The organism is Polaribacter sp. BAL334 (assembly GCF_015767435.1).
Taxonomy (GTDB): domain Bacteria; phylum Bacteroidota; class Bacteroidia; order Flavobacteriales; family Flavobacteriaceae; genus Polaribacter.
The window spans coordinates 372,985-383,940 of record NZ_JADWOV010000301.1 but is presented as its reverse complement, the minus strand read 5'-3'; the positions used below and the strand labels follow the sequence as shown (position 1 = coordinate 383,940).

The following is a 10,956-nucleotide window of genomic DNA, read 5'->3' as shown; positions in this document are numbered from 1 at the left end:
TTGATTGACAACATTGCTGATTTTGAGGATAAAGGCGTTGAATATATTATCAGAGATCCAGAATTGTATCGCAATAAAAAAGTGGTCATTTCTGGAGGAGGAGATTCTGCTTTGGATTGGTCCATATTTTTGACAAATGTTGCTTCCGAAGTTACCTTGATTCACAGAAGAAATGAATTCAGAGGTGCTTTAGATTCTGTTGAAAAAGTACAAGAATTAAAGAATTTAGGCAAGATTAATCTGATAACTCCAGCAGAAGTAAAAGCCCTTTTGGGTAAAGAGAAACTCACTGGAGTTGTCATAGAAAAGGAAGGTTTTGATGATTTTATGTTGGATGCTGATCATTTTATTCCACTATTTGGATTGTCACCAAAACTAGGTCCAATTGCCAATTGGGGATTAGAAATCGAGAAAAATGCCATTAAAGTGAACAATGCATTGGATTATCAAACGAATATTCCTGGAATTTATGCCATTGGCGATGTCAATACCTATCCTGGAAAATTAAAGTTGATTTTATGTGGTTTTCACGAAGCGACTTTAATGTGTCAAAGTGCGTATCAACGCATTTTTCCGAATAAAAAATATGTAATGAAATACACAACTGTGGGTGGAGTTGATGGTTTTGACGGCACAAGAAAAGAAGCCCCAAAAGCCGTAATAAAATCAATAGATTAGTGAAATTTTGTTAGGTTTCCCTAACTTTGCGACTTATTATTCATACAATAATGCAAGACATTCAATTAAAAATTACAGATAGAAATGGTGTAACACATGAAATTGTGGCGCCTACAGACATGGCAATGAATTTGATGGAAGTAGTTCGTTCATATGAATTAGCAGAAGAAGGTACCATTGGAATTTGTGGAGGAATGGCAATGTGTGCCTCTTGTCAATGTTATGTGATTTCTGACCACGATTTACCACCAAAATCTGATGATGAGGAGGCAATGTTGGCAGAAGCATTTTATGTAAAAGAGAACAGCAGATTGGGTTGTCAAATTCAAATGACCTCAGCATTGGATGGATTGGAAGTTTTATTAGCACCAGAAGCCTAAAAAATGAAAGAAATAATTGCAATAAATACCGCAAAAGATTACAGCATGTGTCTGAGAGATGCCGTTGAAAATTTTACAAAAGAACTCATCAATGATGTTTTTGACGAGCATTATCAATTGATTCATGGCGAAAATACGAAGCAAAAATTTCTAAAAATTTTAGAAAGATTAGCCATTTCCGAAGGTGAAGTTTTGTGGAATGAATTCAAAAACTCATTTTTTGACATCCGTAAAAAATTAGATTTAGATGCGCTTGCAGCCCTAAATAATGATCCAGCAGCGAAAAGTTTAGAAGAAATTTATCTAGCATATCCTGGATTTTATGCGATTGCTGTGTATCGTTTAAGTCATCAATTGTTGTTATTAAACCTGCCTGTTTTACCAAGAATGATGAGTGAATTTGCACACAGATATACAGGAACAGATATTCATCCAGGAGCAGAAATTGGAGAATCTTTTTTCATTGATCACGCAACAGGAATTGTCATTGGCGAAACCACTATTATCAAAAATAATGTTCAAATTTTTCAAGGAGTAACCTTGGGTGGATTGCAAGTTAAAAAGAGTTTGGCATCTACAAAAAGACATCCAACCATTCAAAATAATGTAACGATTTATGCAAATGCCACTATTTTAGGGGGCAATGTGGTGATTGGCGAAAACTCTGTTATTGGTGCCAATGTGTGTATCAGAGAATCCATTCCAGAAAATTCAGTGGTTACAGTACAATACGAAAATATAATTTTTAAGAAGAACTAACATGAAGACGAAAAGTATTATTGATTTTGTAGGAAATACGCCATTAGTAGAGGTTCAAAGTATTTTTAAAAAAGAAGGTGTAAAATTGTTGCTGAAATTAGAAGGAAATAATCCTGGTGGAAGTGTGAAAGATAGGGCTGCATATAACATGATTTATGAAGCTATCAATAAGAAAAACATAAAAAAAGGAGATACTTTAGTTGAGGCAACAAGTGGAAATACAGGCATAGCTTTGGCATTAATGGCGAAAGTTTTGGGAGTACATATGGTGTTGGTGATGCCCGAAAATTCAACGATTGAAAGGGTTCAAACCATGCGTGCTTATGGCGCAAAAGTGATTTTGACTCCAGCAGAATTAGGCATTGAAGGTTCACGTGATTATGCACTAAAATTAAAATACAAAAAAGGATATTTCAGATTGAATCAATTCGACAATCCTGATAATTCCAAAGCGCATTACAAAACAACAGGTCCTGAAATTTGGCGAGATACTGAAGGTGAAGTAACACATTTTGTAGCTTCCATGGGAACAACAGGTACCATTATGGGTGTTTCTGATTATCTAAAAGAAATGAATAAAAACATCACTATTGTGGGTGTTCAGCCAGATGGAGATTCAAAAATCCCAGGAATTAGAAAATGGGGAGAAGAATATGTTCCTGCTATTTTTAACCGAAAAAAAGTGGACGAAGTGCTTGAAGTTAGCGAAGCTGAAGCTACTTTAATGACTCAAAGATTGGCTGAAGAAGAAGGCATTTTTGCAGGAATGAGTAGTGGAGGAAACATTTTTTGTGCTTTAAAAGTCGCTGAAAAACTAGAAAGTGGTGTTGTTGTTGCCATTGTTTGTGATAGAGGTGATCGTTATTTATCCTCATCTTTATTTGATAAGGTTTGATTTTTTCAAACCAATAAATCCCACAAATAAAAAAATATTGCGTTTCTTTGTACCAAGTTCTCATACTTACTAAAAGTTATCACGAAAGGTTGAGGGATTAGACCCGTTGAAACCTTGGCAACCTCCTTTTTTATTGAGAAAGGTGCTACATTCTACAAATGAATACTGAACTCGTTTCAGTATCTAATTTGACAGATAACAGCGAAATCTCACCTTTTCCTGATGACAAATTGATAAAAAAACATCAAAAATGTCAAACATATACAAAGCTCTAAAAGAGCGAATTTTAGTGTTGGATGGAGCTATGGGCACCATGCTTCAACAATATAAATTTACCGAAGAAGATTTTAGAGGCGAACGTTTCAAAGATTATCCAACCTCGTTGCAAGGTAACAATGACTTGTTATCTATCACGCAACCTCAAGCTATCAAAGCAGTTCATGCAAAATATTTTGAAGCTGGAGCTGATATTGTAGAAACCAACACTTTTTCTGGAACAACCATTGCCATGGCAGATTATCAAATGGAAGATTTGGTGTATGAATTGAATTTTCAATCTGCAAAAATAGCTCGTGAAGTTGCGGATGAATTTACGGCAAAAGAACCTAACAAACCTCGTTTTGTGGCGGGTTCAATTGGACCAACCAACAAAACTGCAAGCATGTCTCCTGATGTGAATGACCCTGGTTTTAGAGCGGTTACTTTTAACGATTTACGCATTGCCTACAAGCAACAAGTGGAAGCATTGTTAGATGGTGGTGTAGATGTATTGTTGGTTGAAACCGTGTTTGACACTCTCAATGCAAAAGCAGCATTATTTGCTATTGAAGAAGTAAAAGAAGAACGAAAAATCGAAGTACCTATTATGTTAAGTGGTACTATTACAGATGCTTCTGGAAGAACATTGTCAGGACAAACAGCAGAGGCTTTTTTGATTTCAGTATCTCATATTCCTTTGTTATCTGTTGGATTTAACTGCGCTTTAGGAGCCAATTTATTGCAACCACATTTAGAAGCCATTGCACACAAAACCGATTTTGCCATTTCTGCACATCCAAATGCAGGTTTGCCAAATGCTTTTGGAGAATATGACGAAACTCCAGAGGAAATGGGCGAACAAATTGAGGAATATTTAAAGAAAAACCTCATCAATATTATTGGTGGATGTTGTGGCACAACTCCTGAACATATTAAAGTTATTGCGAATATTGCATCAAAATATAAACCTAGAGCCCATCCCTCAATCCCTTCCCAAAGGGAAGGGAAGCAATCCTGAAAAAATTGTAAAAAGAGAATGAATTAAAGAATGAGCGACAAAAATATAAATAAACGATTAGCAGAAGCCTCTTCCCTTTGGGGAGAGGTTGGAGAGGGGCGCAAGTTCATGAGACTTTCTGGACTAGAACCACTAATCCTCAACGAAAATAGCAACTTTATCAATGTTGGTGAGCGCACAAATGTGGCTGGTTCTCGTCAGTTTTTACGATTGATTAAAGAAGAAAAATTTGATGAAGCGCTCGAAATTGCAAGACATCAAGTGGATGGTGGTGCTCAAATTATCGACATCAATATGGATGATGGTTTGATTGATGGCAAAGAATCTATGGTTCGATTTCTGAACTTAATTGCTGCTGAACCAGATATTTGCAGAGTTCCTATCATGATTGACAGTTCAAAATGGGAAATTATCGAAGCTGGTTTGCAAGTTGTTCAAGGAAAATGCGTGGTGAATTCCATTTCATTAAAAGAAGGTGAAGAAAAATTTATTTGGGAAGCAACTCAAATCAAACGTTATGGAGCTGCATTGATTGTGATGGCTTTTGATGAAGTTGGTCAAGCTGATAATTATGAACGCCGTATAGAAATTGCAAAACGTTCTTATGATATTTTAGTCAATAAAGTCCACTTTCCATCTGAAGACATTATTTTCGATTTGAATATTTTTCCTGTAGCAACTGGAATGGATGAGCACAAACTCAATGCGCTCGATTTTATCAAAGCGACCAAATGGGTAAGAGAAAATCTACCAAATGTTTCTGTAAGTGGAGGTGTAAGCAATGTGTCATTTTCATTTCGCGGAAATGATTCTGTGCGTGAAGCCATGCATTCGGTTTTTTTATACCATGCCATTCAAGCAGGAATGAATATTGGGATTGTAAATCCTGCCATGTTGGAAGTCTATGACGAAATTCCGAAAGATTTATTAGAAAGAGTGGAAGATGTGATTCTCAATAGACGTGAAGATGCCACAGAACGTTTGTTGGATTTTGCAGAAACTGTTAAAGGAAAATCAGTTGAAAAAACAGCTGATTTAACTTGGAGAGAAGGTTCCATTCAAGACAAAATTACGTATGCTTTGGTCAAAGGAATTGATGCATTTATCATTGAAGATGTGGAAGAAGCAAGGCAACAAGCCGAAAAACCAATTGATGTTATTGAAGGGAATTTAATGATTGGAATGAATGTCGTGGGCGATTTATTTGGCGCTGGAAAAATGTTTTTGCCTCAAGTGGTAAAATCTGCCAGAGTGATGAAAAAAGCAGTAGGCTATTTAAATCCGTTTATTGAAGCTGAAAAAACAGACAAACAAGAACCTGTTGGAAAAATTTTGATGGCAACTGTGAAAGGGGATGTTCATGATATTGGAAAAAATATTGTGAGTGTGGTGTTGGCTTGTAATAACTACGAAATTGTAGATTTAGGCGTGATGGTTCCTCCAGAAAAAATCATTGAAATGGCCAAAAAAGAAAAAGTTGATGCGATTGGATTGAGTGGATTAATCACACCTTCTTTGGATGAAATGGTTTATTTGGCTAAAGAAATGGAACGTCAAAATTTTGAAGTGCCACTTTTAATTGGGGGTGCAACCACTTCAAAAGCTCATACAGCAGTGAAAATTGACACACAATATAAAAATGCAGTAGTTCATGTGAATGATGCATCAAGAGCTGTAACTGTTGTGGGCGATTTGCTGAACAAGAAAACATCTCAAGAATATGTTGCGAATATCAAGAAAGAATATGACGAATTTCGTACCAAATTTTTGAAACGAGGTAAGGAAAAATCATACATTTCTATTGAAGAGGCTCGTGAAAGAAAATTCAAAATTGATTGGGAAACTTCTTCCATCATCAAACCAAAAGAACTCGGAATTCAAGTTTTAGAACAACTAAGTTTAAAAGAACTACTGCCTTATATTGATTGGAGTCCGTTTTTTAGAAGTTGGGATTTGCATGGCAAGTTTCCAGATATTTTAAAAGACGAAATTGTAGGCAATCAAGCAACAGAATTGTATGAAGATGCTCAAAAAATGTTGCAACAAATTGTGGCAAAACAGCAATTAAAACCCAAAGGAATTTTTGGTTTGTTCGAAGCAAATTCTATCAATGATGACGATATTTCAGTGATAAAAAAAGGCAAAGAAGTTGCTGTTTTTAGAACTTTGCGTCAGCAATCTTTAAAACGAGATGGTATACCTATGTTTGCTTTGGCTGATTTTATTGCTCCAAAAGAAACTCAAAAAACCGATTATATGGGTGCATTTTGTGTGAGTATTTTTGGTGCGCAAGAATTGGCTGACAGTTTTAGAAACAAAGAAGATGATTATAGCGCAATTATGGCGCAAGCCATTGCAGATCGTTTTGCAGAAGCTTTTGCAGAATATTTGCATTATCAAATCCGAATAAAACATTGGGGGTATCATGCTGATGAATCGTTGACAAACAACGATTTAATTCAGGAAAAATACGTTGGAATTCGTCCTGCTCCTGGCTATCCTGCTTGTCCAGATCATCTAGAAAAAGAAACCATTTGGCAATTGTTAGACGTTGAAAACCAAATTGGAGTAACATTGACAGAAAGTATGGCAATGTGGCCAGCAGCTGCTGTTTCAGGATATTATTTTGCAAATACCGAATCAAAATATTTTGGATTGGGAAAAATTACAGATGACCAAGTATCAGATTATGCAAAAAGAAAAGGCATTTCAAAAGAAAAAGCTGTAAAATGGTTATTTCCAGCGTTGGCTGAAGAATAAAAGCCCATCCTAACCTTCCCAAAGGGAAGGAACACTCTTGTGGAAAGATGATTGGAAAGAAAATTGAAAACATAAATAACTAAATTCTTATTTTGCCCGAGTAAGAATTCCCCCTTTGGGGGTTAGGGGGCTGGAAATATGAAAATAACAGAACACATTAAAAATTCAAACGGAAAAACCTTGTTTTCCTTTGAAATTATTCCGCCAAAAAAAGGCAATAGCATTCAAGAATTGTATAACAATATTGATCCGTTAATGGAGTTCAATCCACCTTTTATTGATGTGACAACTTCAAGAGAAGAATACGTTTATATCCAAAAAGAAAATGGATTGTTAGAGCGAAAAATCACTAGAATGCGTCCTGGAACAGTGGGAATTTGTGCAGCCATCAAGCACAAATACAACGTAGACCCTGTACCACATGTGTTGTGTGGAGGATTTACCAAAGAGGAAACTGAATATCTTTTGGTAGATTGTCATTATCTTGGAATTGACAATGTAATGGCTTTGAGAGGAGATGCTATGAGTCATCAAAAATATTTTGAACCTATAGAAGGTGGTCATGAATATGCAAGCGATTTGGTTGAGCAAATTCATGATTTAAATGCTGGAAAATATTTGCATGATGTTCAAGAAAGTATTGATAAAACCGATTTTTGTGTGGGAGTTGCTGGGTATCCTGAAAAGCATTTAGAAGCACCTTCATTGCAAACTGACTTAAAACGTTTGAAAGAAAAAGTAGATGCTGGTGCAGATTATATTGTAACTCAAATGTTTTTTGACAATAAAAAGTATTTCGAGTTTGTGGAAGCAGCAAAAAATATCGGAATTCATGTACCCATTATTCCAGGAATAAAACCATTGGCGGTGAAACGTCATTTGCAATTATTACCGCAAGTTTTTCGCATTGATTTGCCAGAAGAATTGATTTCAGAAGTAGAAAAATGCACTACCAATCAACAAATTAGACAAGTTGGCGTTGAATGGGCAATCCAACAATCCAAAGAATTATTGGCTGCTGGTGTGCCTGTTTTGCATTATTATTCCATGGGAAAAAGTGATAATATTCGTGAAATAGCGTCTGAATTGTTTTGATTGTAAGGATAACTTGAATTGATAGACAAATAGGCAAAAGCAATTTTTTGAAACACGTAAAGTAAATAATTTGTGTACTTTTGCATTCAGTAAATTGATTCATAAATTAAAACAAACATACAATGGCATTAGAAATAACAGATGCAACTTTTGAAGAAGTCGTATTAAAATCAGACAAACCAGTATTGGTTGACTTTTGGGCTGCTTGGTGTGGACCTTGTAGAATGGTTGGACCTATCGTAGATGAAATTCATGCTGAATACGAAGGAAAAGCAATCGTTGGAAAAGTAGATGTGGATGCAAATCAAGAATTTGCAGCAAAATACGGAGTAAGAAATATTCCAACAGTATTGATCTTCAAAAACGGAGAAGTGGTTGATAAACAAGTAGGTGTTGCTCCAAAAAATGTATATACTGGAAAAATTGATGCTGCTCTATAGTATCAATTAACAATTTATATTCTAAAAAAGGTTTGGCTAACGTCAAACCTTTTTTTATTTTTAAATTAACAAAATTGTTTGTGTAAATAATTTGTAATTAAAATTATTAATATTTGATATTTTATATTCTTATTAAATCGCGGATTTATTTAATTATTTATTAATTTTACCTATACAAAAACAATACAAATTTAATATTTTAACTGTAAAATATAAAAATTAGTATTTACTGCAAGTTTAAATTTTTAAAAAAAAGCTTTAATTTTATAGACAAATCTTGTTGTAGCAGTTTAAAAGGTTATTTTCTATGGTCTTGTATATTATTTGTATTGGTAATATAACCTAGTTTTAAATCATTACATACCGTATATTGTAACCTCAAAAAAGTTAAATCAATTCATTTTTAAATTAATTAAAACGTATGTTTTAATGATTCCCCAAAAAAATGGAATTAAAATATAATGAAAATGAATAATTTAATTTTATCAGCTGTTTTATCTTTCCTAGGTTCTTTTGTTTTAGTTATACTATTAATTCCTAAAATTTCTTGGATAGTTACAAATCGTAATTTGATTCATTGCCCAAATGAAAGAAGTTCCCATATAAATTCTATTCCTACAATGGGAGGGGTTGCATTTTTTTTAACTATTATTTTTATGCTAATTATTTTAAAAGAATGGGATGTGAATGCTATAAGTGTTAATTTAACTGCGTCTTTAGGATTATTATTTGCAATTGGTTTAAAAGATGATTTAGTCATTTCTACTGCAAGAGCAAAAGTTGGAGGAGAAATAATTGCCATATTACTAGTGATTTTCTCTGAATCTTTTAAAATTAGTTCTTTACATGGGTTTTTAGGATTGTATGAAATTCCTTCAATTGTTTCTTATTTGGCAATTATTATAATGTTTTTAATAATTATTAATTCGTATAATTTAATTGATGGAATTGATGGTTTAGCTGCAATTATGGGAATTGTCGTTTTAAGCATCTTTGGTTTTGTGTTTTATACTTTGCAATTAAATTTTTATTTTCTATTTAGCATAAGTTTGATAGGAGTTTTATTAGCTTATCTATATTATAATTTATCTAAAACAAAAAAAGTTTTTATGGGTGATACTGGCTCTTTGATTATTGGATTCTGTATTGGTTTTCTTTGTCTAAGATTTTTATCTTTAGATTTTAGCTTACTTAAGCAAAATAATTTAAACCCAGAAAATAGCATGATACTTATCATTGCTGTGTTTTTTATTCCGTTATTTGACACATTTAGAATTATAGGAGTTAGGCTTTTAAATAAGAAAAGTGTTTTTAAACCCGATAATAATCACATTCACCATATTCTGATAAATTCAGGATTAACTCATTTTAAATCTAGTTTGTTTTTAAGTTTTTTAAACTTATTAATTGCTGTTTTTTTAATTAAACTATCAACCAATTTTAATAGCTTTTGGATGCTGTTTATTATTTTTATTTGCACGCTAATACTTTTAAGAGTTTTTTATTTACTTAAAAAAAATTTAGGAAAAATGAATAGTTCTAGACATTTAATAGCAATTATTCAATTTGTATTTTAAATTCCTAGATATATCAAATAATTAAAAGAATTATTCAAAATTATTATTTATTCACTAAAAAATTGTTTTAAAACTTAAAAAGTATGCTAGATAACAAATCAGTGTTAATAACTGGAGGAACTGGTTCCCTTGGTAAAGCATTAACCAAGCACATATTAACCAAATGGCCAAATGTTAAAAGATTAGTTATCTTTTCAAGAGATGAGCAAAAACAATATCAAATGGCTCAAGATTATCCTGTCTCTAAATATCCTCAAGTACGTTTTTTTATTGGTGATGTGAGAGATAGAGAAAGATTGGTTAGGGCTTTTAATGGGATAGATTATGTCATTCATGCAGCTGCTATGAAACATGTTCATATTGCAGAATACAATCCAGATGAATGTGTAAAAACAAATGTTGGTGGTGCAGAAAACGTAATACAAGCTGCTTTACAAACCCAAGTGCAACATGTGGTTGCATTGTCAACTGACAAAGCATGCGCCCCAATTAATTTATATGGAGCAACAAAGTTAACTTCGGATAAACTTTTTGTTGCGGCCAATAATATTAGAGGAAAGCTTAATATTAAATTTTCTGTTGTTAGATATGGTAATGTCATGGGTTCTAATGGATCTGTAATTCCCTTCTTTCTTAAAAAAAGAGAAGAAGGTTTATTGCCTATTACTGTTAAAGAAATGACACGTTTTAACATCTCTCTTCAAGGTGGAGTAGATATGGTTCTTCATGCTTTAAGTACAGCTTGGGGTGGTGAAATTTTTATCCCTAAAATACCTTCTTATAAAATTACTGATATTGCAAAAGCGATAGGTCCAAACTGTGAACATAAAGAAGTCGGAATAAGACCAGGAGAAAAAATACACGAAGAAATGATTACTTCTTCAGATTCTTTTTTTACATACGATTTAGATCGTTATTATGTGATTTTACCTCAAACACCATTTTGGAATATAAGTGATTTTATGACTCATTTTAATGCTAAATTAGTTCCTCATGGTTTTGCGTATAATTCTGGAACAAATACTGAATGGGAAACTGTTGATTCTTTGCGTTTACTAATTAAAGAACATGTTGATTCAAATTTCGAAATTTAACC

General features: G+C 33.3%; 10 protein-coding genes and 1 riboswitch. All 10 genes read left to right on the top strand.

The genetic code is table 11. From position 1 onward, the window contains the following. Window positions 1-678 (top strand): NAD(P)/FAD-dependent oxidoreductase (locus tag IU405_RS11200; protein WP_197438692.1); only part of this gene is annotated, 678 nt, incomplete at its 5' end. A gap of 50 nt (window positions 679-728) precedes the next feature. After that, window positions 729-1,058, top strand: coding sequence for a 2Fe-2S iron-sulfur cluster-binding protein (locus tag IU405_RS11195; protein ID WP_197438691.1), 330 nt, complete (start codon window positions 729-731; stop codon window positions 1,056-1,058). Window positions 1,059-1,061: 3 nt separating this feature from the next. Further along, window positions 1,062-1,817, top strand: a complete 756-nt coding sequence (gene epsC, locus IU405_RS11190; RefSeq protein ID WP_197438690.1) for a serine O-acetyltransferase EpsC — start codon at window positions 1,062-1,064, stop codon at window positions 1,815-1,817. Window position 1,818: 1 nt separating this feature from the next. Next, entirely contained in the window at window positions 1,819-2,712 is an 894-nt protein-coding gene (gene cysM, locus IU405_RS11185; RefSeq protein WP_197438689.1) for a cysteine synthase CysM, read from the top strand. Window positions 2,713-2,785: 73 nt separating this feature from the next. Continuing rightward, window positions 2,786-2,914, top strand: a riboswitch (SAM riboswitch). Between the two features lie 48 nt (window positions 2,915-2,962). Continuing rightward, on the top strand, window positions 2,963-3,988 hold the full coding sequence (locus IU405_RS11180) for a homocysteine S-methyltransferase family protein (protein ID WP_197438688.1): 1,026 nt from the start codon (window positions 2,963-2,965) through the stop codon (window positions 3,986-3,988). 108 nt (window positions 3,989-4,096) lie between these two features. Further along, the gene (gene metH, locus IU405_RS11175) at window positions 4,097-6,748 is read left to right on the top strand and encodes a methionine synthase (protein WP_231749698.1); all 2,652 of its coding nucleotides are present in this window, start codon (window positions 4,097-4,099) and stop codon (window positions 6,746-6,748) included. A gap of 138 nt (window positions 6,749-6,886) precedes the next feature. Further along, window positions 6,887-7,843 carry a methylenetetrahydrofolate reductase [NAD(P)H] gene (metF, locus tag IU405_RS11170; protein ID WP_197438686.1) on the top strand — a complete coding sequence of 319 codons (957 nt, stop codon included), beginning with the start codon at window positions 6,887-6,889 and terminating at the stop codon, window positions 7,841-7,843. A 122-nt stretch (window positions 7,844-7,965) separates the two neighbouring features. Then, window positions 7,966-8,283, top strand: coding sequence for a thioredoxin (gene trxA / locus IU405_RS11165; RefSeq protein WP_197438685.1), 318 nt, complete (start codon window positions 7,966-7,968; stop codon window positions 8,281-8,283). A 467-nt stretch (window positions 8,284-8,750) separates the two neighbouring features. Continuing rightward, complete coding sequence (locus IU405_RS11160) at window positions 8,751-9,860, top strand: glycosyltransferase family 4 protein (RefSeq protein WP_197438684.1); 1,110 nt, start codon at window positions 8,751-8,753, stop codon at window positions 9,858-9,860. Between the two features lie 83 nt (window positions 9,861-9,943). Further along, a complete protein-coding gene (pseB, locus tag IU405_RS11155) occupies window positions 9,944-10,954 on the top strand; it encodes a UDP-N-acetylglucosamine 4,6-dehydratase (inverting) (protein ID WP_197438683.1) in 1,011 nt (336 codons plus the stop codon). Window positions 10,955-10,956 lie beyond the last annotated feature (2 nt).